The sequence below is a fragment of the Microbispora hainanensis genome, from assembly GCF_006874475.1.
In the GTDB taxonomy this organism is placed as follows: domain Bacteria; phylum Actinomycetota; class Actinomycetes; order Streptosporangiales; family Streptosporangiaceae; genus Microbispora; species Microbispora hainanensis.
This window is the reverse complement of sequence record NZ_VIRM01000037.1, coordinates 43,954-70,407: the sequence shown is the minus strand read 5'-3', so window position 1 is coordinate 70,407 and position 26,454 is coordinate 43,954. Positions and strand designations below refer to the sequence as shown.

The window sequence follows — 26,454 nt, the reverse complement described above, 5'->3', positions numbered from 1 at the left end:
GGCGGCGGGCGCTATCCGAAACGCCGGCGCCCGCCGCCCCGCCGTCACGGCTGGACGTATCGCAGCCTGAGGGTGTCGACGTGGCCCGACCAGCGCAACGTCAGGTGCCAGCAGCCCGCCTTCGGCAGGTCGACGCCCGACGGGCCGGGTCCGCCGGGCACCTCGCGTACGACGGGAGCACCCGAGCCGTCCAGGCGCGCCTCGATCCGCAGGGGATCCCCGTCCTGGGACACCCGCGACACCCAGAGGATCTTGTTGCCGCGATTTTCCTCCGGCGGCGACAGCAACCGATCGCCGAACACCACGGCCACGATGTCGCCCTGGTCCCCCAGGACGTACGGCATCGCCTGGTCGGGCGGGCGGAACCCCGTGCGGGCCCAGGTGGGCAGCGGCGCCGGTGACAACCGGTCGGGACATCCGCCGGACGGCTGCTCGGCACACCCCGCGAGCAGGGAACAGGCCAGGGTCAGGGTCAGTATCGGCGCCAATATCGGGATCAGCGCGGTGCGAAGCATGGACGACTCCTCAGGGGCGTACGTGGTCGCTTCCTCTACACCCCTGACCCCTCCGCAGGTTCCGGCCCACCGACATCCGCTTCGTGAAGATTCATCTTCCTTCAGCCGATCTTCGGCGTCATGCCCGATTTCGTTCATGGAAGGCGGATTCAATCTGCCGAGGCCTCCGCGACCGTGCGGTTCTCAGGCCGACAGACGGCGACGTGATGGAGGAAGACAGTGGAGCCGGCGTTCCGACCCGAGCCGACAAGATCGAAACGCGGGGTGGCCTTCAGGGCACTCGGCGCGATTCTCGCCGCGCTGACCGTGATCCTCGTTCTCCCGGGGCTCGCCGCTCCGGCGTCGGCGGCGACGACCGCCACGACGATCACCGACCCGGCGTTCTACGCCCTGGAGCCGGGCACCATCGCCTCCGCCACCGGCCTCGACGGCGATGACTCGACGCGCATTCGCCTCACGACCGCCGCTGCCGTCGGCAGCTCGTGGCGGACGCTGGCGTTCACCGAGGCCGCCGGCAGCCCGGACATCGACGTGACGGTCTTCGCCTACGACGCCGACGGCGGCTACCTGTCGCCGTCGACCGGCTGGAAGAGCCTGGCCTCGCCGTACGTCTACACGATCCCCGCCGGAACCGCGAAGATCCGCTACGTCCTGAAGTATCACGCGGGCGGGGCGATCACCCCGGCCGACCACGCCGCCTGGCTCACCATCGGCGTCGCCGACAGCGGCACCACCGCTTCGCCGTCCACGAGCGACCCCGCGTTCAACGACTTCGAGCAGGGGACGATCGCCTCGGCGACCGGGGAGAAGCGGGACGGCACGAGCGACGTCGCGACGCGGATCCGCCTGAAGGCGCCGGTCGCCGTCGATCGCTCCTGGCAGGCGCTGAAGTTCGACGGCGGCCCCAAGGGCGCGGACGTCTCGGTGACGATCTTCGCCTACGACGCGAACGGCGCCTTCTTGCCGCCGTCGTCCGGCTGGAAGAGCCTGGCCTCGCCGTACGTCTACGTGATCCCCTCCGGAACCGCGAAGATCTCGTACGTCCTCAGCCACGACGCCGCCGACTCGGTGCGGCCGATCGACGTGAACGAGCGAAGCCCCTGGGTCACGCTCAGCACGGTCAAGCTGGACCCGCGGGACAACTACACGGTGAACGCCTCGACCGTCACGCCGCAGTTCACCGTTCCCGGGATGCACGACGAGCAGGGCGGCAACTTCGTCGACGGCAAGCTGTGGATCGCCGCCGCCAGCGAGGACAGCCACACCGTCGCGAACGGCCACGTGTACGTCTACGACATCGACTACGGCGCGAAGACGGCCACCCTCGTCCACACGTTCACGCACAACTTCGGCCACCTCAACTCGTTCTCCTACGACGCGGCGAGCGGCGACCTGATCTTCGGCAACGGATCCAGCAGCTACACCCAGGCGCCGGAGTTCTACGTCGTCAAGGCGTCGAACATCGACCTCGACGGCACGAACACGCTCAACGGCGTGCACGCCACCGCCTTCGACGTCCCCGACGACTTCGGCGCCAAGTGCAACGTGATCTGGACCGACCAGCCCGGCGTCGCGGTGATGCTGACCGACGACGGCACCACCGTACGCACGATCAAGCTGTCCACCGGCACCGATCACGGGCGTTACGGCGTCTACGCCCCGGTGGCCGGCGGGGAGTACAACGGCACGTGGGACGTCCTGGCGACCTATCACATCAACAGCGCGTACGACGTCGTCCAGAGCGCGGCATGGGTGCGTGGTCACCTCGTGATCGGCCTGGGCCACGGGCCCATGTCGATCGCGGTCATCGACCTGCAGGACGACGGCCACATGGACTACGAGGTCTACCGCAACTCCGCGCAGTCCCAGTATTTCGAAGCGGTCTTCTACGACCCGGACAACCGCTACTTCGGGGGCGTGAACGCCAACACCGGAGTGGGCTACTTCTGGGACGACACCAACTTCTCGTTCACGGCGACGCCTCCGGCGCCGGTCGTGACCGGGGTGTCGGTCACTCCCTCGGCCGTCACCGTCTCCAGGGGTGAGAAGCGCTCCTTCACCGCCACGGTGACCGGCGACGGCCACCCGGCGCGGAGCGTGACGTGGAGCGTGAGCGGCAACGCGAGCGCCGGCACGACCATCGACGGCGAGGGGCTGTTGACGGTCGCGTCCGACGAGAAGGCACGGACTCTGACGGTCGCCGCCACCTCGACCGCCGACGCCTCCCGGTCCGCCACCGCCACCGTCACCGTCCCGGCGCCCGGGACGTTCGGCGGGTTCAGGCCCCCGGTCAAGGCGGACGGCGTCACCGTCGTCAACGCCGGCCGGACCATCCCGATCACGTGGACGATGGGCGGCGAGGAGGACGGCGAGCCGGCGGTCGTGTCGGCCACGTTCGACGCGCCGGGGGCCGAGTATCACTGGATCAGCACGCTCGGCTCCTACCACCTCAACGTCGATACGCCGCGGTCGTGGGCGGGGAGCCGGCGCACCTTCACGGTGACGTTGGCCGACGGCAGCGTGCATCGGGCCGAGTTCGAGATGAAGTGATCGTGGCGGATTGAGCGTTCGCGCTCACCGAGGCCGGCGGTCACCGCCGGCCTCGAAGTATGGATGCCTGTCTGTGCCGAGTTCGACTCACGCCGCCAGGGCGTCTCCCCTTTCGCCTGATCACGGCACCTCCAGGCGGAGCAGGCCATCACCGGGAGCTCGCCCTGAGCGAACGTCCCGACCGATGTGCAGGCCGAGCCGGTGGAGATCCAGGCCGGCCCGTCCACGGTCTCCTCGTCCCGCGGCCGAACAGGCCGGCGCTACCCGGCGCTCCATGACGATCGTCCCGGCGTCAGCAACCGGGAAAGCTGGCCGAGATCGGTGATCCGCACCAGCTCGGAGCGCCCGCCGACGCCGTCCCGGTCAAGCCAGACCGCGGCGAGCCCGGCGGCCATCGCACCGCCCGCATCGATGTCGGGCTCGTTGCCGACGTACAGCACCTCGCCCGGGGGCAGCTCCAGCGCGTCGCACGCCGCGTGAAAGGCGGCGGCCTGGGGTTTGGACACGCCGAGTTCGGCTGCGCACAGGACGGTCTCGAAATGGTCCCGCACGCCGAGGATGCGCAACTTGCGTTCCTGGTAGTCCAGCCTGGAGTTCGACAGCACGGCTTGCCGGAAGTCGGTGGCGAGCTCGTGCAAGGTCGCGAGGCTGTCAGGGAAGAGCGCCCAGCAGGCTTCGAAGTGGGCCACGTAGCGATCGAACCAGGCGTCCGCTTCGGAGTCGTCCATGTCCACGCCGAGAAAGCCCCGGACACGCGCGCGGCGCTGTCCCTGGAAGTCGGTCTCCTGCGCGATGAATCTCGCCCAGTGCAGCTCTGTCTGGGCCTTCCAGTGACGAAGGGCGTCGTCGACGGAGGAGAACAGCGCGGCGAGCCCTTCGGCGGCCAGATGGTCGCGGAGGCCGGCGCGGTCGGCGCCGGCGTAGTCGAACAGAGTGTCGTCGATGTCCCAGAGCACGGCACGGATCGGCATGCGGAGACGCTAACGCGTCCGGCGGATGCCGGGCATGGGCCATTTCCGCGGGGGATTTCCGGGCCACTCCGCCGCCGTTCCGCCTGGAGTGTCGAACAGCGCCTGACGCACGATCAGCCTCTCTGCGGGTCGGCCCAGTCGCCGTGGGCCACGATGGCGAGGTCCTCGGGGCCGACATCCCTGCCGGAGGCGGTGCGCGGGCCGATCACGACCGGCTCGCCGGTGCCCCGTTCGACGAGGCGCAGCGGGCCGCCGTCCTCACCCTGTAAGTGCTTGTTGCCCCACTGCATGAGCGCGAAGACGGCAGGGAACAGGTCCTGGCCCTTCTCGGTCAGCAGATATTCGTAGCGGGTGCGCCTGCCCGGCTCCCGATAGGGCTGCTTGGTGAACACCCCGATGTCGGTCAGGTCCTTGAGCCGTGCCGCGACGATCGCGTCGCCGATCTTCGTCCGCCGTACGAAGTCGTCGAACCGGGTCGTGCCGTAGAAGGCCTCGCGCAGGATCAGCATCGCCGATCGCGTGCCGATGGTCTCCATGGACCTGCCGATCGAGCAGTTGTCCAGCCGCCACGTGGTCCGATCGGCCAGAACACCCTCGAATGAGAGCGGCATGATGTCCCCTGATTTCTACGCGGGCTGGTCGGTGATGACGACGACGCCTGACGGTGCGTCGAGCAGTTCCACCGTACGGTCGGCGGCGTGGTCGATCTGGACGCGTGGCTCGGCGGGGATCTGCTGCTCGTTGTAGGTGCCGGGTCCGTAGAACTGTCCGTAGCTGAGCACGACCCCGTCCTCGGCGAGTACGGAGCGTTCGAGCTCGGCGACGGCGTCGGCATCGGGGCCGGCCTGTAGCCGCCAGGCGACGGTCTGGGCGAGGATCTTCGGCGATCCGCTCTGCCGCGCCGCTTCGATCAGGTTCTGGTTGCCCTCGGTCCGGATGCGCGCGTTCAGCTCCACGTGCTCATCGAGCTTCTCCACTTCGTCGGGCAGATCGGTCAGTTCGTTCAGGATGACGTCCGGGGCGAAGTCGCGGACCGCCTTGACGAGGGCGTCGCGGTCGAAGACGTCGCACAGGATCGGCTCGGCGCCGAGCCGGGCCAGTAGCTCGGTCTTGCCGGGTGAGCGGGTCATCCCGCCGACCACGTGCCCTTCCTTGACCAGGCGGGGAATCAGCCGCTGCCCGATCACGCCGGACGCGCCGGCCAGAAAGATCCTCATGCGCCTCACCTAGCTTCACAATTTATTAGTCAGCTTAGACGGCCTGCTTTCCTGGAGGCAAGTCAGGGCCGGGTAGTCGGTGTAGCCCTTGTGGTCTCCGCCGTAGGCCCGGCTGAAGTCGGGGGTGTTGAAGGGCCCGCCGGCCCGCAACCGGCGAGGCAGATCCGGGTTGGCCATGAAGAGCGAGGCGTAGGAGATCAGGTCGGCGGCGCCGCTGTCGATGAGCTTCGTACGCGCGGTTCCGCGTCATGCGGGCGGTGTACCGGCCGATGGTGATCGGTTCGAACGCTGTGGACATGAGACTCTCCCTTTGATCAGATTCGGCGAGACGGGACGGATCACTCGCCGCTGGGGGCGGGGGCCACGCAGCCGTCCGGGGTGCACACCCCGTCGCCGCCGGTTATCGGAGGCAGAGGGGAGACGGCGGCCGGATGGCCCTCCTCCCAGACGGAACCGATGGCCGAGAGCAGTTCGTCGGGGCCGATCGCGCCGGACATGGCGTACTTTCCGTCCAGGACGATGAACGGCGTGCCGCGGGCGCCGAGGCGCTGGGCCGTGTGCTGGTCGTCGGCCACCCGTGCCCGGTACCTGCCGTCGTGCAGCGCGGCAGCCGCGCCGTCGCGGTCCAGTCCCACCTCCGAGGCGAAGTCGAGCACCTGCTCAACGGTCCACAGGTTGCGGCCCTGACCGAAGTGGGCGCGGAACATCGCCGACCAGATTTCGCCCGAACGGCCCTGGCCGGCGGCGTACGCGAGAAGCTCATGGGCGAAGTCGGTCGGCCCCAGCCGGCGTTCGAGCGCGTTGTACGGCGTGAGTCCCTCGGCCTCGGCGGCCGCCTCGATCCGGCGCAGGACCTGCTCGCCGGTCGCCTCGGGCATTCCGGCCATGCGGAACAGCTCCCGCTGGGTCACTCCCTCACGAGGGAGGTCGGGATGCAGCTGAAAAGAGCGATGGACCACGTGGACGTCCGAGGCGTGCGCGAAGCGGTCCAGTGCCTGGCGCAGCCTGTGGTCCATCAGCCCGCAGTACGGGCACACGATGTCCGACCAGAACTCGATCTTCACGGGAATCACCCTTGCTTCCTGGTTACATACCTTCTGTTCGTAGCGACATCGTGCATTAGAATCAGAACCCGTACAAAAGGCACATTCATGTGTGTGGAAGCGGTTACGCCAGAGGGGCGGCGTGCATGGCGGCGGAGAAGACCCGGAAGGTCAGGACCGGAGTGCGGGCCGACGTGCGCGCCGCGCCGGGACCCTGCGCCCATTGGGACGACCAGGACGCGGACTTCATCCGCGAGGTTCTCGACCTCGTCGGCGACAAGTGGAGCGTGCTCGTCATCGGCACCCTCGCCGACGGCGCGACACGCTACTCCGACCTGGCCGCCGCGATCCCCGGCATCTCGCAGCGCATGCTGACGCTGACGTTGAAGCAACTGCGACGCAATGGGATCGTCAGCCGAACCGCCTACCCCGAGGTCCCGCCCCGGGTCGAGTACGAGCTGACCGGCCTGGGCACGTCGTTGCTTTCGACCGTGCTGGCGCTGGCCGCGTGGTCGGCCGACAACCAGGCCGAAATCCGACGCCACCAACAGACCTTCGACGCCGATACGCAGCCCGCGGGGAGCTGACCACGGTGGATCATCGGCCCGGCAGCGGGCGGGCCTGCCGGCCGTGGTCGGCTACGGCAGCACCTGGCAGAGTGCGTCCAGCGCGCCCGCCCACGCGCTGTCCGAGGGGGCCGCGTAGTTGACCACCAGCGCGTCCCGCTCGGGCAACCGCCGGCCGGAGCCCGCCACCTCGTGGCGGAACGGCGCCATCCCGCTGACCGCCAGACCCTGCCGGGCCGCCGCCTGGACGACCGAGCGCTCGGTTCCCTGCGGGAGTTCCAGGACCACCTGCAACCCGGCGGCCAAGCCGGTCACGCGGACGCCGGGGGCGCGCTGCGCCAGGGCCGCGACCAGTTGGTCGCGGCGACGCCGGTAGCACAGCCGCATCGAGCGCACATGGCGGTCGTACGCGCCCGACGTGATGAACTCCGCCAGCGTCAGCTGTTCCAAAGCGCTGGACATGTAGTCGATGTGCCCCTTGGCCGCCACGATCTCCGGGACCAGTTCCTCGGGCAGCACCATCCAGGCGAGCCGCAGTCCCGGCGCCAGTGACTTGCTCGCCGTGCCGAAGTACGCCACCCGTTCTGGATCGAGGCCCTGCAGAGCACCCACCGGCTGACGGTCGTACCTGAACTCTCCGTCGTAGTCGTCCTCCAGGATCAGCCCGCCGGTGGCACGCGCCCAGTCGACGGCCGCCGTGCGCCGGGCCGGGCTCAGCGCGACCCCTGTCGGGTACTGATGCGCCGGTGTCAGCAGTGCTGCGCCGGCCCCGTTCAACCGCGGCAGATCGTCGGTGCGGGCGCCGTGTTCGTCGACGTAGAGGGGCGGGATGCGCAGGCCGGCGTCGCTCAGCAGGTCGCGATAGATGTGAAGTCCGTACGACTCGACGGCTATGGCCCGTACTCGCCGGGCCCGGAGCACCTGCGCCATCAGGGTCAGACCATGGTGGAAACCGGAGCAGACGACGATCCGCTCCGGCGCGGCGTACACCCCGCGGGCCCGCGCCAGATAGTCCGCCAGGGCGGCGCGCAGTTCCTTCCGGCCACGTGCGTCGCCGTAGCCGAAGGCGTCGTGTGGAGCCGCGGTCAGAGCGCGGCGGGCAGCGGCGAGCCACTGCGTGCGAGGAAACTTCGCGAGGTCCGGCGCGCCCGGCAGCAGGCCGAAGGTGGGACGGGGCCGGGCCCGTCGCGTCCGGGGGGCGGAGGGTGCCACCCTGCGCGGCTCGGACCGTTCGGCCACCCGGGTCCCGGAGCCCTGCTGGGCGGTGAGCCAGCCCTCGGCGACCAGTTCGGCATAGGAGTCGGCCACCGTGTTACGGGCGATGCCGAGATCGGCGGCAAGCGAACGGGACGAGGGCAGCCGAGTGCCGGGCGCCAGGCGTCCCGTGCGGACGGCCTCGCGCAGAGCGTCTGTGAGCCCGGCCCGCAGCCCAGGCCCGGACAGTTCCAGATGCAGGTCGGCGCCGAAGGCGGAAGGTGCGGCAGCCGCCGAATTGGCCCGGCAATCTGTCATAGCAATGGACCATACCCTAGGGCCATTTGATGCCTAGTGTTGCGGGCATGCATGTGCCATCCCGGACATCAATGAAGATGACCGCTCACACTTTCCGCGCCCTGCACCACGGGCGCGCCCCCGGCGACCCGCTCGTCCTGCCGGGACCCTGGGACGTGGCCAGTGCCCGCGTCTTCGCCAACGCCGGCTTTCCCGCGCTCGCCATACCGAGCGCCGGGATCGCCGCCTCGCTCGGTTACGCGGACGGCTCGACTCCGCCGGAGGAAATGTTCGCCGCGATAGCGCGTATAGCCCGGGGGGTCCCCGTCCCCGTATCCGCCGACGTCGAGGACGGCTACGGACTCGCCCCCGGAGAACTGGTCGGGCGCCTCCTGGAGGCCGGCGCCGTCGGCTGCAACCTGGAGGACTCCGAGAACGCCACGCTCAAAGACCCACGCCGGCACGCGGACTGGCTGGCCGATGTCCGCGCCCACGCAGGTGACGCGCTTTTCATCAACGCGCGCGTCGACACTTTCCTGTTCGGTTCCGGCGACCCGGCCGACGCCCTGACACGGGCCCGCCTGTATCTGGCGGCCGGCGCCGACTGCATCTATCCCCTTCTGGCGCCGCCCGAGGTACTGCCCGTACTGCGGGAGGGCATCGAGGGCCCCATCAACATGGCAGCCCAGCCGGGGATCGATTCCATCATCGACCTGGCCCGGCTGGGCGCAACACGCATCACCTTCGGCCCCGGCATGCAGCAGCACGCGACCCGCGCCACCGGCGAACTCGCGACACGGCTACGCGCGCCCGCCCGGGAGACGGAACCTGGGGTGGTGCGCCTCTAGATGGGGAAGCGGCCGCGGCGCCAGTACCAGTGGCGGCCGGCCTTCAGGTGGTCGACGACCACGCGCTGGAGCACGGTGCGGCGCGGCAGCCGGTCGAGCGGCGTGGTCAGGGTGCGGGGCACGAATCATCGCACTCCATGCGGCTTGTGCCAGATCATGATCTCGGTCGCCGGAAGGCGCTCCGCGAAGCGGTCGTCGGGTGACGTCCGCCGCAGCACCTCGCGCAGGTCCCGCTCGAAGTCCGCCAGCCTGTCACCGAACAGGTGAGGGGCCGAGCCGGATTGGGAGAACACCCACGCCACGACGTCGTCCGCGGTGCGATCGGCCACCGCTCCGGCCGGCACGACATGGCGTTCGACGTCCTCGAACCCGGCCCGCGCCAGCACAAGGTCCTCCCGATCCGGCGTGCCGTTGGCGAGCGTTCCCTGCCCCGCCCGGCGCACCGGCCCCAGATATCGGCGCACCAGCTCGCCGATCCGCGCGTACGGGGGAGCGGGCAGCGGCAGCGGCGCCGGGTCGGCGGGGGGATTCTTGAGGTCGCTCAGGTGGACGAACGCGCCTCCCGGCTCCAGCATGTCCCGCACGGTCGCGGCGACGCGATCGCGATCGGTCCAGTGGAACGACTGGGCGAACACCACGACCCGGAACGTGCCCAGACCGGCCGGGAGGTCCTCGGCGCGGGCGGCCACCCATCGGGCGTTGGTCACCCCGCGACGCCCGGCCTGCCGCTCGGCCTCGGCCAGCATGTCCGCGTCCGGGTCGACGCCGACCGCCTCGGCGAAGAACCGCGCCAGCGGGAGGATCACCGTGCCCGGCCCGCAGCCGACGTCGAGAAGCCGGCCCCGTCCGTCCAGACCCAGCGCCGCGGCCAGCGTTTCGGCGAATCCCGGAGCGTACGGCAGCCGGCCACGCTCGTAGTAGGCCGCGCACCCCTGAAAGAGGGTGCTGTCCCACTCCCATCCGTCAGGCATGCTGCCGATCCTCCCGCGCCAAGCCACGCTCCTTCTCACAAGGAGCCGGGACCACCCAGCCTGACATGCTCGCCGGGGCCGGGTACGGCCAGCAGGAACTCGGCGCCGTGTTCGAGCATCCGGGCCGTCTCGGCCGAGCGCGGGAGCATGGTCTTCTCGTAGCCGCGTACGGCGTCGCCGACGGTCGCGGAGCCGACCAGCGCGAGCGCGAGTTCGGCGGCGTCGAGCATGGCGAGGTTGACGCCGACGCCCAGCGGCGGCATGAGATGCGCGGCGTCGCCGAGGAGCGTCACGCCGGGCGAGTGCTCCCAGATGTGCGGCACCGGCAGGGCGAAGATCGGACGGTCGACGTACGGGCCGTCGTTGTCGGTGATCATTCGGAGCGGCCGCGGCGACCAGGCGGCGAACTCGCGGAGCAGCAGCGCCCGGATGCCCTCGGTGTCCTCGGGGCGGAGCCCGTTCGCCGCGATCCAGTCCAGAGGGACGCGCCGCATGATGTAGACCCGCATGTGGCCGCCGCTGTTGCGCTGTGCGAAGAGGCCGCGCTCGCCGTCGGCGGCGTGGGCGCTGCCCCTTCCGACGAGTTCGGCGAGCTCGGGGTGCGAGTCGTCCATGTCGTCGAACCACGCCTCCAGGAAGCCGACCCCGGTGTAGCGCGGGGTCGCGGGCGACACGGCGGCGCGGACGCGGGAGAACGCGCCGTCCGCGCCGATCACGAGATCCGCCTCGGCCGCCGTCCCGCCGGCGAACGTCAGGGTTCGCGGCCCGCCGGCCGGTCCGCTCACCGATTCGAGGGTGTGTCCCCACCGGACCGTTCCCGGGGCGAGCGAGCGCAGCAGGAGATCGCGAAGCTGTCCGCGGTCGATCTCGGGGCTGACCCTCTCACCCTCGTCCGGCAGGTGATGGTCGAGGACGCGTCCGGCCGGGTCGAGGCGGCGCATCTCCTGCCCCTCGAACCTGGCGAGCGCGAAGAACTCCTCAAGCAGGCCCGCTTCACGGAGGGCGAGCTGGCCGTCCTCCTCGTGCAGGTCGAGCGAGCCGCCCTGGTCGCGGGCGTCCGCGTGCGGATCCCGGTCCCACACGGTCACGGGAATGCCGTGCTGCTGCAGGATCCGGGCGCAGGTGAGGCCCCCGGGGCCGGCGCCGATGATGCTGATCCGCGCGTTCGCGGGTGCCGGAGAGTTCATGGTCGATCCCTTTCGTCGTCGGCGGGGTGCCCGGTGCCTCGACCTCCACGAGGCGGCACTCCTGCGGGAACACACCAAAGCAGAAACGAGTCCAAAAGTGCAACCGTTACAGTTTCTGTCTCGGTCCAGCTATGGAGTAGAGTGACGCCATGCCCGACTCCCCGACCGTTGGCCGCCGCGAGCGCAAGAAGGCCGCGACGAGGCAGGCCATCGCCGACGCCGCCCTGGAGCTCTTCCTGGAGCACGGCTTCGAGCGTGTGAGCGTCCGCGACGTCGCCGAAAGGGCCGACGTGTCGACGACGACCCTCTTCGCGCACTTCCCCGGCAAGGAGGCGCTGGTCTTCGACCGCGAGGAGGAAGTCGAGGCGGCCCTGATCGCCGCCGTCCGCGAACGGCCCGAGGGGCAGAGTGTGATCGAGGCGCTCCGCGGCCACGCGCTGGAATCCTGGGTGCGGGTCGTGTCGGATCCGCGTCTGCGTGAGCTCCATGCGCTGGTGGACCGGACGCCCGCGCTGCGCGAGTACGCGGAGCGCATGTGGACGCGGCACGCGGCCGCCCTCGGCACCGTGATCGCGGAGGAGCTCGGGCGCGAGGCGGACGACCTCGAATGTACGGCTCTCGCGCGGTTCGTCCTGGAGATTCCGACCCTGGTGCAGGGCCGGGACGACCCGCGCGCGGCCGTGGAGACCGTCTTCGACCTGCTGGTTCGCGGCTGGCGGGCGGAGCCTGATTCGGAACCCGCGCATTGAGGTTCTAACGGAAAAGGAAAACCGCGTCTTTCGGCGTTTGTGGCGCCGGTGAGCGGAAAACAGCCCCCTCGAAAAGAATGGTCCGCCGGACATTCTCGGATTCCATCAATTCGGGAATGTCTGAATTGGGGACAGTGGTACATTTCGCGGGGGAGAAAATGCCCAAGTGTCCTAATGCTGTCGGGTTTTTGATGCTCGGGACCGCGCTGGCCGGTGGGGTCATGCCTGTGGGCGCTCCCGCCGTCGCCGCGTCCGGCGACGCCGTCGTGACCGGCGTCGACTCCGATCATCCGTCCGATCGCGATCGCGGCCGAGCGCATGGGCGCGGGCACAATGCCCAACGGAACAAGCAGCGGCAGTCGGGGCACGAAAGCGAGCGCCAACGGCAGAACATGCTCCGCGATCTCACGCTCGCGCTCACGCCGATGCAGAAGGGTGCTACGGATTCCCGGGCTCTGCCGTACAACTCGCAGAAAACGGACGCGACCGCGAACTCCTTCAGCGACCAGAACACCCTGTCGGACATCACGAACCGGCCCGTCCAGGATTCAGGCCGATCCGAAAGCACACCCGAGGGCACGCCATCGGGGCCGGAAGGCGATCCCACCGGGGGCCCGACCGGTTCTTCCCCCAGTGGGGCGATGCTGGCCTATCTGCAGGATCTGGCCGCCAAGAAGCAGTTCACCGGCTCGGCACTGGTCGTACGGCGTGGGCAGGTGCTGGCGCGGTTCGCCGCGGGCGAGGCGGACGAGGAGCGGCACATCCCCAACCGGCCCGACACGGTCTATCGGGTCATGTCGGTCACCAAGCAGTTCACCTCGATGCTCGTGCTGAAACTGCAGGACCGCGGGCTGCTCAAGCTGGACGACCCGATCTGCCCGTATCTCGTCCCGCAATACATCAAGGCGTGCCCCGCGGCGTGGCGTCCCATCACGATCCGCGAGACGGTCACGCACACCTCGGGCATTCCGAACATCGAGAAGCTGCCCAGCTACCTCGACAACGTCACGCGGCCGACCACCCCCCGGCGACTCATCCGGCAGTTCGTGAACCTGCCGCTGCTGTTCACGCCCGGCACCAACTGGAGCTACACCAACTCCGGCTACGTCCTGGCCGGCGCGATCATCCAGGCGGTGACGCACCAGCCGTACGGGGTCGTACTCCGCAAGCTGATCACCGAGCCTCTGAACCTCCGGCACACCGGTTACAGCACGACATATCCGCCACGCGGGTTCGCGAAGGGCTACTTCAGGCTCGGGGAGCCGGCCCCGCTCCTCAACAACTCCGAGCTGTTCTCCGCGACCGGCCTCTACTCCACCGTCGACGACATCGCCCGCTGGGACCGGGCGTTCGGCTCGTTCACGGTCGCGCCGCCCGCCACGGTCAAGCTGGCGTTCACGCCGCAGGCGAAGTGTCCCCCGGGAGGCTGCCTCGACCTGCCGTCGAGCGCGTACGCCTTCGGCTGGTTGGTCGACCGGCTCCAGGGACACCGGCTCCGGTATCACCCGGGTCTGTTCATGGGCTACACGGCGAGCAACATGTACCTGCCCGACGACGACATCCAGGTCGTCGTGCTCAGCAACGTGCAGGACACCGACACCGCCGGGATCGCCCGCCACCTCGCCACGCTCGCACTCGATCTCTGAGGACTCACAGCAGGACTCACCGAGGACTCACAGCAGGATTCACAGCGGGGTGGAAGCGGTGACCTCGGGCACGAAGGCGATGCCGTCGAAGTGCTCGGCGAGCACCGTGGGCATGTAGCCGAGCCTGTAGGTGAACCGCCGCGCCACCGCGCCGTAACCGCGCATGTTCAGGGGCTCGCCGAGCCACCGTGTCACGGCCTCCGGCCGTGGGCCGTTCCGCAGGTCGATCACGTGATCACCGGGATGAGCGGCGGCGAGGCGGGCCTCCACGATCGTCGGCCTCCGCACGAGCGGGACGCGGAAGGTGACCGGGGGCCGGGCCGGGTCCACCTTTCCGAATCGTGCCCGGCGGGCCCGGAACCGGCCCGCGCCGAAGAGCACGCCGAGCGCGTAGTAGGCCTCGCCGTGTCGTTGCCCGAGGTGCAGACCCATCGCGGGCACCGAGCCGCCGCTGTGGGCGCCCTTCATGACGTGGCCGTTGTGGGCCCAGAGGGCGACCCTGGCGTCCGGGTCGGTCAGGAGCAGATCCACGTTGTCGGCGAGGTGGCGGTCGCGGGCGACGCTCACGGTCTGCGTGGGATCCGGATGCCGGAACGGCCGGCTCGCCAGGTCGGCGTTCTGGCGCACGATCCGCGCATGTGCCAGTGCCTCGTCCGGGGCGGAGCGGCCGGTCAGGAACTCCTCCAGGCGGCGGGCGTCGGCCTCGATGCGCCGGTCGAGCGGTGGGCCGACGCCCAGGCGCTTTCCGGCGAGGGGAGCGAGGGGGTCGAGCAGGTCCCGCGCGGCAGCACCGAGGTGGGCGCGCAGGGCGTCCAGCGACGCCGCCGGATGCTGCGGGTCGACGCCTGCGAACCGCACCTTCCGCGCGGCGGTGCGGTTGTGGTCGCGCAGCCACTCGACGGTCGCCAGCATCTCCGCCGTGTGCAGCGTCCAGAAGCCGAGCCCGGCGAGTGCCTCGACCGGATCGCCGGAGCCGCCCTGCACGTAGTCGTCCACGGCCCGGGACGCCGAGGCGCTGGCCTCCACCGCGAGCGTCGTGAAGCCCAGCTCCTCCACCAGGAACTCCAGCAACCGGTGCCTGATCAGGAAGAACTCGCGGCTGCCGTGTGTGGCCTCGCCGAGCCCCACCACCCGCACGCCGTTCAATGCGATGCGAAGCGGCGCCAGGCCGTCCAGCGGTATGGCGCGCGCCCTGAGCCACTGCGTCACCTGCTCCTCGGCCGTCGCGCCGGACACGCGCTCCTCCTCACGGTCGCCGGCGGTGCCGGCTGATCGTGCCGTCGATCCGGGCCGGCCGCCACATCAACAGCACCACCGCCACGAAGGAGAGGGCGACCACCACAATGAAGAGGATCCACAGCACGGAGCCTCCGCTTGCCGGCTCTTCCCCGGGCGTCTGTGTCACCACCGTCTTCTCCACCACTGGGGCGATCCGATCGACGAGTGCCTTCGCGGCCAGAGTGGGGTCGCCCTGGGGCGCGCGCCTGAAGTCGGGTGCTCTGATGACTTCGAGCAGGTCCTGCCGTATCGGTTCGTCCGCCGCGTCGTTGACGAGCACGACCAGCCTGCGCCGGGGGAGCGGCAGATCCGGGGTCAGGCGCTGGTAGCCCTCGAAGGCGCTCACGTTCTCGGGCACGATCGCGGCGGCGGCGGATCGCTCGGCCAAGCGGCGTGCGATGTCCTGGGCCGGCATGGTCGTCAGCCGGAGGCCGGTGTCGGTCAGCGCGCGTAGCTGCTCGTCGCCGATCGTGTCGCGGATGAGGATGGCGTCGTCCTCGCCGGGCCGGTCGAGGAACCGCTGCGGCTTGACGCCCTCCCTGACGAGCAGGACGTCGGTGCTCGCCACCCCGAGGTCCCCCAGCTGACTGAGGCCCCGTTGCCGCAGATCCTCCCGTACGTCCCTGCCGGAGTGCCGGCCGTTGCTGACCGACTCGAGGACGTCGAGGTCGTACGCGATGGTCACGGCCGGCTTTCCCACGGGCGGTGTGACGGTCGCAGGGTCGATCGGCACGACGGCGGGGGCATAGCCGTCGCGGCGCAGCCTTTCGGCGAAGGCCTCGGCGGCGTACCGCTGGTCGTCCGGCGCTTGGACGACCACCGCCAGGGGCGGAGGGGAGAAGCTCTCCTGCGGGGTTTCCCCGGCGTCGCCCAGGGTCAGGAACACGGCCACGACCGCCACCGCGACGAGCGCGGACGTGCCGCCCAGGATCAACGCCTGGCGGACGCGCCGGCCGGGAGGCCACCAGCCCCGCTTGTGCTCGACGACAGGCGTCTCCATGCGGGAGGCGAGCCGGTGCCGGACGGCGTCCGGCGTGGCCGGCGAGCAGATGAGGGCGTCGGCGACGTCGCGGCTGGATTGGTTCCACACCTCCTCGGCCGGGAAGGCCGCGTCAACGAGCCGGGCGTAGAGCCGGGTCGCGTCGCTCCGGGGATCGATCACGCTCCGGAAGCAGTTGCGCTGGAGCAGCACCCTCCGGAGGTGCGGCCGGGCGGTGGGGGCCGTGCCCGAGCGCGCCAGGTCCTCCACCGCGGCGCTGACATCCGGTGCGTAGGGGAGCGCGTCGGCCAGCGCCTCGATGTAGGGGCTTCCCGCGCTGTTCCGGTACGCCACCGTCGGCTCCGCCGAGCCCGCGCTCCCGGCGGGCAGGGCGGGAGGAGGGCCGGGCGGGGAGCGATCCGGTTCGGGCTCGGGCTCCGGCGCCGCGGATGTGGACAGCTCGATCAGCTGGAGCACCTTCGGCCGGTGCTTCTCGAGCGACAGCGGCTCGGTCTGCCGGGCGAGCCTCGCGATCACCTCCGGTGCCGGGACGTCGGACCGCGCGTAGAACTGGTGGCAGAGCTTCGACGGCGTCTGGTCGAGGACGCCGTCGGCCGCGCGTCCCCAGACCACCGTCTGCGCCCCCTCGGGGGCGTAGCGCGCGAACGACAGCTTGATGCTGTGCTCGCTCGTGCTGCTGGTCCAGGTGGCGGCGGTGAACCTGGTCCGCGTCCCGTACGGCAGCAGCGCCGCGACGGTGTCCGCGAAGCGGAGCCGATCGATCATGGGGACGGTGTCGGCGCCGACCACGCACACCGGCCGGCCGTTCAGCAGCAGCGCCGCCGCCGAGAGCGTGTCCGGCCCGGGGGCCATGGCCTCGGGGTCGTACGGCGGCACGGCCACGGTCAGCGGAGGCCGGGGCTCCAGCGGCAACGCGGCGAAGGCGGTGTAGAGCGCCGTGTAGGACACCGGCCGGTCGACGAGCTGCTCGTACGGCACGTAGAACCACCGGGTGTAGGCGATCTTGCGGTCGGCGAAGTCGCGGTGGCCCGACCACTGCCGGATCGCCAGGACCAGGTAGTAGGAGACCTCGCCCTTCTCGCTGACCCGCGCGGTGCCGATCGTCACCTGGGGCAGGTCGCCGGCGGTGCTCGCCGTGTAGCGGTGCCTGAGCTTGTCGAACACCTCACGGCCGAGCCGCCCGTCGCTCCACTCCAGCAGGCCGTACTCGTCGTAGCTGCCGGGGCGCTTGCCCTCCAGCGCCCACTCGAAACCGATCACCGTGGACCGCCGGCGGCGAGGCGCCGGCCGAGCCACAGCATGGGCTCGACGACGTTGACGGGATGGACCTGCCCTCGGATCCGCAGGTCCTTGCCCGCCTCGGGCAGCAGGTTCTGGTAGTCGTTCCAGTCGAACGTCTTGGTGTGCGGCCGCACGTAGAAGCCGATCGACGAGGTGACGAAGAACTCGACGCGGGTGCGGTGGAAGAACTGGTCCAGGGCGTTGACGACCATGTCGGCGTTGCCGCTCGCGGACACCTCGCACAGCGCCCGGAACAGGTCGCGGGCGTCCTCGCTGGTCACCCGGGGGAATCCGTACTCGTCGTCGGGCGCGGAGTCGAGCAGGTGGAGCTTCTGCGCGGTCTCCAGCACGCGGGGGTCGTCGAACTTGGTGATGCAGACCGCGACATGATGGGGGAGCATGCCGTCGCGCAGCTCTCCGATCTCCAGCATCTTCTCGGCCAGGCGGGTGAGCGGCGGGTGCAGGTGGTCGAAGGCGTCGCCGAGCTCGAACTCCCGGATGGGGTCGAAGAGGAAGACCAGGCCCCGGCTCTTCACCAGGTTGTCCATCAGGCGGCGGCGCAGGTCGTCGGCGACCCCGGAGCCGTTCGCCGTGTGGAGGGGGCCCGCGCTGAACAGACCGCCCGGCGCGTCGACCATGCTGATGCCGATCGTCAGCGGTGGGGTGGGCCGGGCCTTGCGGAGCCACCGGCGCTCCTGCCGCTCGGCCGGCCCGACGAGCGTCCATCGGTAGTGCTCCAGGCTCTGGCTCGCCTCCGGGAAGATCTTCCCGCTCGACAGTGCGTTCGTCCTCTCGATGAGGTAGTCGGACGAGGCGGCGTCGGAGCCGACGATCTTCCATTCGTCCTTCCGCCGCATCAACGCGATGTTCAGGGCGGCCAGCAGCGTGGTCTTGCCGCTGCCGGGGGCGCCCCACATGGCGATGTCGTGGGCCGGTGGTCCCTGCGCCGGGTCGGACTGCATGTCGGGTCTCACTCCGTCTCGTCGAGGAGGGGGAACGGGATGGGAAGGGCGGCGGGCGCGGCCAGCCCCAGGTCGGCGGCGAGCCCCCGGATGTCGAGGGCGTCGAGATGGGCGAGCGCGTCCGCGCCGAGCCGGCGCCAGACCGGGTGCGGGGAGGTGTCCTCGCGGTCGCAGATCGCGGCGAGCAGGGTGTCGGGCCGGCCCTGGACGCGGCCCACGAGTAACCGCCAGTCGTGCCGCCGCGGGCAGGGCAGGATCAGCGACCGGTTCGTCCGCGCCGGGTGCGGCGGGCGGTCGCCGACCGTGAGCAGGACCGTGCGCACCCGCTCCGCCGTCGACAGGCGCCGGGCCACCGCGTCCAGCATGTCCTCCACCTGGGCGGCGTGCGGATAGTAGGGGTATCCCTCGGTGATCGCGCCGCGCTCCTCCAGCCACTCCAGGGCGGCCAGCGCGCGCTCGGGCGTGACCTGCCACGCGGCGACCTCCACCGGATGCTCTCCGGCCGACCGGTCGTCGTACGAGTGCGCGCCGTACGTCACGAGGGAGACCCGCAGGAGGTCCGCGAGCTCGGCGGACAGATGACTGACCATCTGACGCACCCGGCTCAGGCGCTCCTCGACCTTCGCGTCCGGCCCGCACACCTCCACCGCGCAGATCAGGTGTGCCGGCCCGGCCCTGGGCGGCAGTTGTGCCGGCGCCGCCGCCACGAGGTCGTCCCAGCCGCGCGGGTCCCGCGTCAGCTCGGGCACGCCGCCGAACCGCACCTTCCCCGGCCGCACCAGCTCGGCCGTCAGCAGGTAGCTGCCGGGGGCGAGCCGTGCGCTGTGCACCGACAGCAGCCTGGGCTCCCGGCCCTGCCAGGTGACCACGGCGAACGCGGTGCCGTACGCGTCGCCGGGCTCGCAGCGGACGGCCACCTCGGCCCTGGTCCCGGGAAGGGCGCCGATCGGGAACAGCTGCTTGCTGCCCAGCCGCAGCCGCCCGCTCGCGTGGTCGGCGCGCAGCACGACCAGGTCGTACGACCGGGTGAGCGGGTCGGAGGCCAGGACATCCTCGACGATCGCGGTGACCGGACCGTCGGAGGGGAGGACGGCGGCGGGCCGCGCCTCGCTCAGCCAGGCGAGCGCCCGGTCGGCCTCGGCGCCCTCGGGAAACGAGCAGACGAGGACGACCTCGTCGGCGGAGAACGGGTCGGCGGCCCGGAGCACGGCCGGCCGGGAGGACTCGTGCCCCCACCCCTGCTCCGAGGTCAGGTCCTCCCATGACGACGACCAGTAATGGCAGCGAGGTCTGCCGTTGTCGTCCCGGTGGATGCGGAAAACGGTCATGCCGTCGGCGGCGACCTCGACGATCGTGAGGCGGCCGGTGGCGGTGAGCCCCGCAACGGCTCGGGCGACGGCCTTGCGAAGCAGAGCCTTGTCGGGCTCTGACACGGATCCTCCGTTTATTGTCCTATTCGTCGCCCACGTCCCCCTTTATCCGAACTTGCGGGTAACAACGAAAAGACGACTTGTCATAACGGTAGGGTTCTTGTTGTGTCGTTGCGTCGAATCGTTCTCGGTTTCCCGCAATCTTACGGCGGTGATCTACGATAGCCCGAGTCTCGAGCGTTATGCCACGTTCCAATATGTGCGCGTAGGCGAGGAGAAGCATGAGGCGGTTTCTGATCGCGCTGTCCGGAGCGCGGCCCGAAGTGCTCGAACGGTGTCCGAGCGAGTATGGGAAGTTCGAGGGCATCGGCGGCGCCGTGCTCACGACGGCCGTCCTCGCGGTCGTCTCGATGACGTTCGCCCTCAACAGCGCCCTGGGCGTCAACGTCGTCCTGGCCGTCCTCGCCGCGCTGGTATGGGGCCTGATGATCCTGAGCCTCGACCGCTGGCTGGTCAGCACGATGAAGGCGGACGCCCCGCGCCGCTGGCCGCTGGCCGTTCCGCGCATTCTCATGGCGCTTCTGCTCGGGTTCGTCATCTCCACGCCATTAGTGCTCCAGATCTTCAGGTCGGAAATCGATGCCCAAATTGTCCAGATCAAGCAGCGGCGTGCGGACGCGTTCACCGCGCAGCAGCAGCAGGGCAACGTCGGCAAGGACGTCGGCCAGCTCCGCAAAGAGGTGGCGGGCCTGGAAAAAGTCATCTCCTCCGGAGGTGACGTGCCCATCGACACCGAGCAGGACCCGAACATCAAGGCGCTGACCGCCGAGCGCGCCAGGCAGCAGAAACTGGCCGACAAGCACTACGGCGAGTGGCAGTGCCAGCTCTACGGAGGGCCGTCGTGCCCGAAGAAGGGCGACGGTCCTCTCGCCCAGGACAGCCGGCGCGCGTACGAGAAGGACAAACGGCGGATCGACCTGATCAACCGGCAGATCGAGGACCGGAAGCGGGAGCTCGACGCCGGCAGCGAGGAGGCCAAGCAGGCCCGCCTCGCGAGCGCGAAGGAGGCCCTGCCCAAGGCGAAGGAGCTGCTCGCCGCCGGGATCAAGCGGCAGGCGGACCTCCAGGCGACCTTCGACGCGGAGAACATGGCGACCAACGGCCTGCTCATCCGCATCCAGGCGCTCAACGAGGTGACCGGCAAGGACAGCAGCCTCGGCGTCACCCGCCTGCTGCTGTTCCTGTTGTTCCTCCTCATCGAGTGCCTGCCGGTCACGATCAAGCTGATGCAGCGGCCGGGCAACTACGAGAAGGTCCTCGCGCTGGCCGAGAAGCACGAGTTCCGCGACGCTCGGGGCACCTTCGCCGCGCAGGGCGCCTTCGCCTCCCAGGGCATGGGCGGCTCCGGGACGCCCGCGTCGCCCGCGGGCCGCTCGCAGGACCTCTGGCGCATCTGGTCCCGTACGGGCGAGACCGGCCCGCAGCCGGTCGTCACCCTCCCCGAGGACGGCTCGGCGCACCGGGGCCCCACCGGAACCCGCGCCGAGAGGCTCGGGGACACCCTCCGGGAGACCGCCGGCGAGACCGACGTGTACGACTCGATGGAAGACCAGGAACTGAGGCGGATGCCGGACGGCAGGACCATGCGGGTGCCGCGGACCGGCGCCGAGCGCCCCGGCGGCGTCGAGCTGCTGCCCGATGACGACTGACGCACGGGTGATCAAGGGCCGCTACGAGCTGCGGACCCAGCTCGGGCGCGGCGGCATGGGCACGGTCTGGCTCGCGATGGACCAGAGGCTCGGCCGGCTCGTCGCGCTCAAGGAGGTCCTGCTGACGCCGTACGGCGAGGGGATCGAGATCCAGCGGGCGCGGGCCCTGCGCGAGGCCCGGTCGCTGGCCCGGATCAAGCACCCCGCGATCGCCGAGATCTACGACGTCTTCGAGGAGGGCGGCTCGCCGTGGATCGTCATGGTCCACGTCGAAGGCGGCTCCCTGGACGACCTGATCCGGCGGCGGACGCTGTCCGAGCGTGAGATCGCCGTCCTGGGACGCGACGTGCTGGCCGGGCTGACGGCCGCACACGCCGCGAACGTGCTGCACCGTGACGTGAAGCCGGCCAACATCCTGGTGGGCCCCGGCGGAAAGGTGGTGCTCGTCGACTTCGGCATCGCGCAGATCGCCGGCGAGAGCGGGCTCACCTCGCACAGCATCATGCTCGGCACCACGGAGTTCATGGCGCCGGAGCGGATCGACGGGCGGGCGGTGGAACCCGCCGCCGACCTGTGGTCGCTCGGCGTCACGCTCTTCTGCGCGCTGGAGGGCCACTCGCCCTTCCGGCGGGACAACGCCTATGCGACCGCGCACGCCGTCTGCGCCGAGGAGCTTCCGCCGCCGCGCCGTCCCGGGCCGCTGTACGACGTGATCGCCGGGCTGCTCAGGAAGGACCCCGCTCTCCGGACGGGGGCGGCCGAACTCGACCGCAGGCTGGCGGCGATCGCCACCCCGCCGCGTCCGGAGCCGCGGGTCCAGCGACCGTGGCAGGAGAGGCCGTGGCAGGAGACGCCGCGTCTGGAGCCGCGCGTCCAGCGACCGCGGCATGAGGGAGCGCGTCCGGAGCAACCGGTGGAGAGGCCGCGTCCCGAGCCTCCGCCGCCGCGGCCGGCTTCCTCGTTACGCAGCCCGGCCGATCTACCCAGCTCCGCCGATCTACCCGGCTCCGCCGATCTACGCAGGTCGGCCGATCCCGGTGCCGCCGATCTACCCAGTGCCGCCGATCTACGCCGTGCCGCCGAGGCGCTCGCCGTGATGGCGCCGGCCGCCGCCGGGCAGGCGTTGGACGCGATGGTCGAAGATCCGTCCCGGGCGGCCGGTGTGCTGGCCCTGCTGCCGTCCGCTCACGCCGGGCGGGTGGTCGGCCAGATGACTGCGGCGGGCGCGGCCGCGCTGCTGCGGCGACTGCCCGCGAGCCGGGGCGCGAGCATCCTTGCGGACATCCCCGACCGGGTCGCCGCGGACATCCTCAACGCGCTCGGCGTCACCCCCGCCGCGGTCCGGCTGGTCGAGGCGATGACGACCCGGCGGGCCCGGCAGGTGCTGGAGTACGTGCCGCCGCCGATCACAGCGGCCCTGCTCCGGGCGACCACGGACGGCCGCGCCGCCCGCCTCCTGGCCGGGCTCAGCCCCGCCGTACGCGCCCAGATCGCTCTCGCCGACTAAGCCCTGACGACACGAGGGCCCGGCGGACACGCATGTCCGCCGGGCCCTCCGAAAGCCCCGGAACTCTACTGAACGGTGATCTTGTCGACCTCGACCGTGATGCCCTTCACCTGGGGAGTGGAGGTGCCGGTCGTGACGGTGCCGGTGCCCGAGGACACGCCCTTGACCGTGAACGAGTAGGTGAGCGTGCCGCCGGGGGCGCCCGGCGTGCTGGTGATCCGGTAGTCCTGCGTGGGCGGGCCGCTGATCTGGCTGCCCGCGGTGCCGTCCGCGTTCTCGGCGCCGACGGTCAGGCCGTAGGCCGCCCCCGGGTCACCGGGCAGGTTGCCCGGGTCGTAGGCGTACGAGATGTCCTCGGTGCCGTTGAGCCCGATCCACTGCTGGAAGACCTTCAGGCTGTTCGTGCCGTACAGGTAGACCTGCCACTCGACCACGAGCCACCTGTTCACCCCGTCGGTCAGGCTGGCGACGTAGACGCCGGGGGCGCCCTCGCCGTTCAGGTCGGTCCAGTACGACGCGAGCACGCCGTTCGGCGGCGCGGCGTCGGGGAGCGTCTGCGGGGCGAACTGGATGTCCGCCGAGCCGTTCGTGCCGCCCGCGACCGTGTAGCCGTCGGAGACGACGCCGATCCTGGTGTACGTGCGGCCGGCGTAGGTGAACGCCGGGACGGTGAAGTTGAGCGCCTCCTCGTCGCCGATGGGGATGGGGGCGATGCCGAAGGCCGCGAGCGGCAGGTAGCCGGCCGGGGTCGCGCCGGGGGCGATGCCCGGCTTGTCCGGCTGCTTGCCCGGGAGCGTGCTCCTGGTCGTCACGATCTGACTGCCGATCTTGGTCGCGCCCGTGACGCCGGTGAGCCGCAGCTTCGCGTCCAGCGTGCTGAGCGCGGTGACGTCGGCGTCCTCCAGCGTGTTGTTCTGGACCGTGACCGTGCAGGTGGACGCGCCCGTGTTCTTGGTGATCGTGCTCGGGGCGCAGGTCTGATCGATCGGCACGTCGCCCTCCTGCCGGAAGAAGGCCACCGGGAGGTGCTGCTCCCGCTTGCCGCCGACCTGCTTGAGGTTCACCTGACCGAAGTACTGCCCGTCGGGCAGGTCCGGCGCGGTGATCAGGATCGTGATCTTCTGGCTCTTGCCCGGCTTGACCGTGAACAGCGGCGGCAGCACGGTGATGTTCGCCCCGCTGACGGTCGTGCCGGTCGCGGTGTAGACCAGCGTTTTGCCGGTCGCGTTGACGAGCGTGCGCTTGGCGCTGATCACGCCCGGCATGACGGGCGCGTTGACCGACGGGAGGTTGAGGTCGATCCGGTTCAGCGGGTCGGCGGCCGAGGCGGCGTAGCCGGCCGCGGTCTCGTCGAGGGTCAGGCCCGCGTCGCCCGCCTTGGTCAGGTCGATGCGGCCGCCGCCGTAGTCGAACGGGTCGGCCGGGGTGGTCCGGTCCTGCTTGGTGACCTTGGTCGTGGCGGTGGTCTCCAGGGCCGACTTGACCTGGCCCGGCGTCCAGTCGGGGTGCAGCGCGAACACGAGCGCGCCCGCGCCCGCGACGTGCGGCGACGACATCGAGGTGCCCGCGATGACCTGGTAGAGGTTGCCCGAAGGACCTTCCAGCGGCGATTCGGGGGTCGGGGTGGTGCCCGCCAGGATGTGCAGGCCGGGCGCGGTGACGTCCGGCTTGAGGAAGTCGCCGCCCGGGCCGCGCGAGGAGAACGTCGTCATCGCGTCGCCCTGCCAGGTGCTCTTCACGCCCTGGGTGAAGCTCGCCGTGCCGCCCGGGTGCGTGCTCAGCCAGGCGAGCAGCGCGTCGGTCTCCGGCTTGTCGATGTGCACGGCCGGCAGCCAGTGGTTGTCGGTCATGACGTCGAGCGGCGAGGAGTTGTAGAGGATCATGCCCGCGGCGCCGCCCTGCTTGACCGCGAACCCCTTGAGCACCCGGTTGGGGCCGCGCTCACAGGCGACGATCTTTCCGGTGAACAGCCCCGGAGGCGCCGGGTTGACGCACAGCGGGTCGTTGTACGGCGGGGCCGACGCGAGCACCACGGGCAGCGGCGACGCGACGCCCTGGGTGATCGACGCGCCCTTGATCGACGGCCCGCCGGTCAGCGTGATCGTCGACTGGTAGGTGCGGCTCTGCGTCGAGGCCGCCACCGTGGTCACCCACGGGCCGCGGTGGTCGGTCGTCGCGGCGTCAGGTCCCGAGTTGCCCGCCGAGGCCGACACGAACACGCCCGCCGCGTACGCGTCGAGGAACGCCAGCTCGACCGGGTCGCTGTAGGGGTCGGCGCCGCCGCCCACCGAGAAGTTGATCACCCGTACGCCGTCGGCGATCGCCTGCGCCACGGCGGCCGCCGAGTCGGACTGGTAGCAGCCCTCCGCGCCGCAGACCTTGTAGACCGCGACGTGGGCGGCGGGCGCGATGCCGTGGATCGCCCCGCGGTCGATGCCGAGCGGGTTGGCGTGGTCGACCGGCCCGCCCGCCGACGTCGAGGCGGTGTGCGTCCCGTGGCCGTTGGAGTCACGGGCGCTGTCCGGGTACACCTCCCCGCCGACCACCGCGTTGTACGTCTCCAGGAACGGCTCGCCGGAGATCAGCTTGTGGTTGCACGCGAAGGGGTCGGCCGCCGGGGTCAGCGGGTTGTCGCCGAAGTCGCACGTACGCGGGGTGCCGTCGGCCTTCGGCGGGGGAGCCGGGAGCGTTCCCGGGTCGGCGAACGACGGGTGCTCCGGCCAGGCGCCGGTGTCCAGGATGCCGACGATGACGCCCTTGCCCGACGACTTCGCGCCGCCGAGCTGGTCGTAGACGGTGGTCGCGCCGATGAACGCGGGGCTGGAGTCGGTGAGCGGCTGCTCCCGTTTGTCCTCCTGCACGGCCGCCACGCCGGGCAGCCGCAGCAGGTCGGCGGCCTTGTCGGCGGGCAGCGTCAGGGCGATGCCGCCGTAGACCGTGCGGAGCCGTTGCCCCACCGCGGCGGCGGGGATCTTCTTGCCCAGCTCGCCGAGGAAGGTGTTCTCGATGCCCTCGATGTGCTTCTGGTACTTCGCCGCGTCGCCGCTCTTCAGGTTGAGCGACTTCCCGGTGACCGAAGGGCTGGTGCCGGGGAGCCCCGGCAGGCCGCCCTTGTAGGCCGCGAGCGCGTCGTAGTCGAGCTTCACGACGACGCTCGTCCGCGCCGGCGACTTCGACGCGAGCAGCGCCGCGTCGCTCTTGGCGAGCCGGCCGCTGTCCGACTTGGCGCCCTGCACGCGCTCGGCGTCCGGCACGGCCGTGGCGCTCCACGACCGCGACGGGGTGGGAGTGGGGTCCGCGGCGGCGGAGGCCGCCGGGATCATCGCCGTCACGAGGCCGAGGCCGACGACGACGGCTGTGGTCCGTACGTAGGCAGGTGGGGGCTTCTTCGACACGACACCTCCATGGAGACCGGTGATGTCTCGCCGTCCCGGGCGTGGAGGAGCCGTGTCGCCCACGGGCATGGGAGGGCACGGCCCTCCCCGTTGGGCGACGAGCGAACGGCCACCCGAGACGGGTGGCCGAAGCTGACTCGGAGTTTAACTAGCCTTCTTTTTTCCGGCTAGATCGTTCCATGATGTGATTTTTCGCTT

At 70.7% G+C, this 26,454-nt stretch carries 21 protein-coding genes; 7 read left to right on the top strand and 14 right to left on the bottom strand.

What is annotated here, in order from left to right; all coding sequences use genetic code 11:
* Positions 1-44 precede the first annotated feature (44 nt).
* Entirely contained in the window at positions 45-515 is a 471-nt protein-coding gene (locus FLX08_RS26565; protein WP_142622515.1) for a hypothetical protein, read from the bottom strand.
* 264 nt (positions 516-779) lie between these two features.
* Here FLX08_RS26565 and FLX08_RS26560 point away from each other — a divergent pair, with 264 nt between their 5' ends.
* Positions 780-3,065 (top strand): PxKF domain-containing protein, encoded by a 2,286-nt coding sequence (locus tag FLX08_RS26560; protein WP_142622512.1) that lies wholly within the window; start codon positions 780-782, stop codon positions 3,063-3,065.
* A 260-nt stretch (positions 3,066-3,325) separates the two neighbouring features.
* Here the strand turns inward: FLX08_RS26560 and FLX08_RS26555 are convergent, their stop codons facing one another.
* From FLX08_RS26555 to FLX08_RS26535, 4 genes are all read right to left on the bottom strand, one after another.
* Positions 3,326-4,036 carry an HAD family hydrolase gene (locus FLX08_RS26555; protein ID WP_208761670.1) on the bottom strand — a complete coding sequence of 237 codons (711 nt, stop codon included), beginning with the start codon at positions 4,034-4,036 and terminating at the stop codon, positions 3,326-3,328.
* A gap of 113 nt (positions 4,037-4,149) precedes the next feature.
* Entirely contained in the window at positions 4,150-4,647 is a 498-nt protein-coding gene (locus tag FLX08_RS26550; RefSeq protein ID WP_142622510.1) for a winged helix-turn-helix transcriptional regulator, read from the bottom strand.
* 15 nt (positions 4,648-4,662) lie between these two features.
* Positions 4,663-5,253 (bottom strand): NAD-dependent epimerase/dehydratase family protein, encoded by a 591-nt coding sequence (locus FLX08_RS26545; RefSeq protein WP_142622508.1) that lies wholly within the window; start codon positions 5,251-5,253, stop codon positions 4,663-4,665.
* A gap of 338 nt (positions 5,254-5,591) precedes the next feature.
* On the bottom strand, positions 5,592-6,317 hold the full coding sequence (locus FLX08_RS26535) for a DsbA family oxidoreductase (protein WP_142622506.1): 726 nt from the start codon (positions 6,315-6,317) through the stop codon (positions 5,592-5,594).
* A gap of 125 nt (positions 6,318-6,442) precedes the next feature.
* On the opposite strand from FLX08_RS26535, the gene FLX08_RS26530 reads away from it, so the two are divergent.
* On the top strand, positions 6,443-6,883 hold the full coding sequence (locus FLX08_RS26530; protein ID WP_142622504.1) for a winged helix-turn-helix transcriptional regulator: 441 nt from the start codon (positions 6,443-6,445) through the stop codon (positions 6,881-6,883).
* Between the two features lie 51 nt (positions 6,884-6,934).
* Here FLX08_RS26530 and pdxR read toward each other — a convergent pair whose 3' ends face one another.
* Complete coding sequence (gene pdxR, locus FLX08_RS26525; RefSeq protein WP_142622502.1) at positions 6,935-8,374, bottom strand: MocR-like pyridoxine biosynthesis transcription factor PdxR; 1,440 nt, start codon at positions 8,372-8,374, stop codon at positions 6,935-6,937.
* A 47-nt stretch (positions 8,375-8,421) separates the two neighbouring features.
* On the opposite strand from pdxR, the gene FLX08_RS26520 reads away from it, so the two are divergent.
* Complete coding sequence (locus FLX08_RS26520; RefSeq protein WP_244312901.1) at positions 8,422-9,201, top strand: isocitrate lyase/PEP mutase family protein; 780 nt, start codon at positions 8,422-8,424, stop codon at positions 9,199-9,201.
* Here the strand turns inward: FLX08_RS26520 and FLX08_RS40840 are convergent.
* The 3 genes from FLX08_RS40840 to FLX08_RS26510 are packed head-to-tail and all read right to left on the bottom strand — an operon-like array spanning position 9,198 to position 11,359.
* Positions 9,198-9,323: a hypothetical protein gene (locus FLX08_RS40840; RefSeq protein ID WP_208761669.1), complete on the bottom strand. Its 126-nt coding sequence runs from the start codon at positions 9,321-9,323 to the stop codon at positions 9,198-9,200. The two genes, FLX08_RS26520 and FLX08_RS40840, sit on opposite strands and share 4 nt — an antisense overlap.
* Before the next feature lie 3 nt (positions 9,324-9,326).
* On the bottom strand, positions 9,327-10,172 hold the full coding sequence (locus tag FLX08_RS26515; RefSeq protein WP_142622500.1) for a class I SAM-dependent methyltransferase: 846 nt from the start codon (positions 10,170-10,172) through the stop codon (positions 9,327-9,329).
* A gap of 35 nt (positions 10,173-10,207) precedes the next feature.
* A complete protein-coding gene (locus tag FLX08_RS26510) occupies positions 10,208-11,359 on the bottom strand; it encodes an FAD-dependent oxidoreductase (protein ID WP_142622498.1) in 1,152 nt (383 codons plus the stop codon).
* Between the two features lie 149 nt (positions 11,360-11,508).
* Between FLX08_RS26510 and FLX08_RS26505 the strand changes: the two genes are divergently transcribed.
* Both FLX08_RS26505 and FLX08_RS26500 read left to right on the top strand, forming a co-directional pair.
* Entirely contained in the window at positions 11,509-12,108 is a 600-nt protein-coding gene (locus FLX08_RS26505; RefSeq protein WP_142622496.1) for a TetR/AcrR family transcriptional regulator, read from the top strand.
* A gap of 392 nt (positions 12,109-12,500) precedes the next feature.
* Positions 12,501-13,754 carry a serine hydrolase domain-containing protein gene (locus FLX08_RS26500; protein WP_167530577.1) on the top strand — a complete coding sequence of 418 codons (1,254 nt, stop codon included), beginning with the start codon at positions 12,501-12,503 and terminating at the stop codon, positions 13,752-13,754.
* Positions 13,755-13,793: 39 nt separating this feature from the next.
* Here the strand turns inward: FLX08_RS26500 and FLX08_RS26495 are convergent, their stop codons facing one another.
* The 4 genes from FLX08_RS26495 to FLX08_RS26480 are packed head-to-tail and all read right to left on the bottom strand — an operon-like array spanning position 13,794 to position 19,708.
* Entirely contained in the window at positions 13,794-14,990 is a 1,197-nt protein-coding gene (locus FLX08_RS26495; protein WP_142622492.1) for an erythromycin esterase family protein, read from the bottom strand.
* A gap of 10 nt (positions 14,991-15,000) precedes the next feature.
* Positions 15,001-17,292, bottom strand: coding sequence for a hypothetical protein (locus FLX08_RS26490; RefSeq protein WP_142622490.1), 2,292 nt, complete (start codon positions 17,290-17,292; stop codon positions 15,001-15,003).
* Positions 17,289-18,275, bottom strand: a complete 987-nt coding sequence (locus FLX08_RS26485; protein WP_142622488.1) for a DEAD/DEAH box helicase family protein — start codon at positions 18,273-18,275, stop codon at positions 17,289-17,291. Before FLX08_RS26485 ends, FLX08_RS26490 begins: the two co-directional genes overlap by 4 nt.
* Positions 18,276-18,283: 8 nt before the next feature.
* Complete coding sequence (locus tag FLX08_RS26480; protein WP_142622486.1) at positions 18,284-19,708, bottom strand: hypothetical protein; 1,425 nt, start codon at positions 19,706-19,708, stop codon at positions 18,284-18,286.
* Between the two features lie 218 nt (positions 19,709-19,926).
* Here FLX08_RS26480 and FLX08_RS26475 point away from each other — a divergent pair, with 218 nt between their 5' ends.
* Positions 19,927-21,354, top strand: a complete 1,428-nt coding sequence (locus FLX08_RS26475; RefSeq protein ID WP_142622484.1) for a DUF4407 domain-containing protein — start codon at positions 19,927-19,929, stop codon at positions 21,352-21,354.
* Positions 21,344-22,861, top strand: a complete 1,518-nt coding sequence (locus FLX08_RS26470) for a serine/threonine-protein kinase (RefSeq protein ID WP_142622482.1) — start codon at positions 21,344-21,346, stop codon at positions 22,859-22,861. Before FLX08_RS26475 ends, FLX08_RS26470 begins: the two co-directional genes overlap by 11 nt.
* A gap of 65 nt (positions 22,862-22,926) precedes the next feature.
* Here the strand turns inward: FLX08_RS26470 and FLX08_RS26465 are convergent, their stop codons facing one another.
* On the bottom strand, positions 22,927-26,256 hold the full coding sequence (locus FLX08_RS26465) for a S8 family serine peptidase (RefSeq protein WP_280117134.1): 3,330 nt from the start codon (positions 26,254-26,256) through the stop codon (positions 22,927-22,929).
* Between the last annotated feature and the right edge of the window lie 198 nt (positions 26,257-26,454).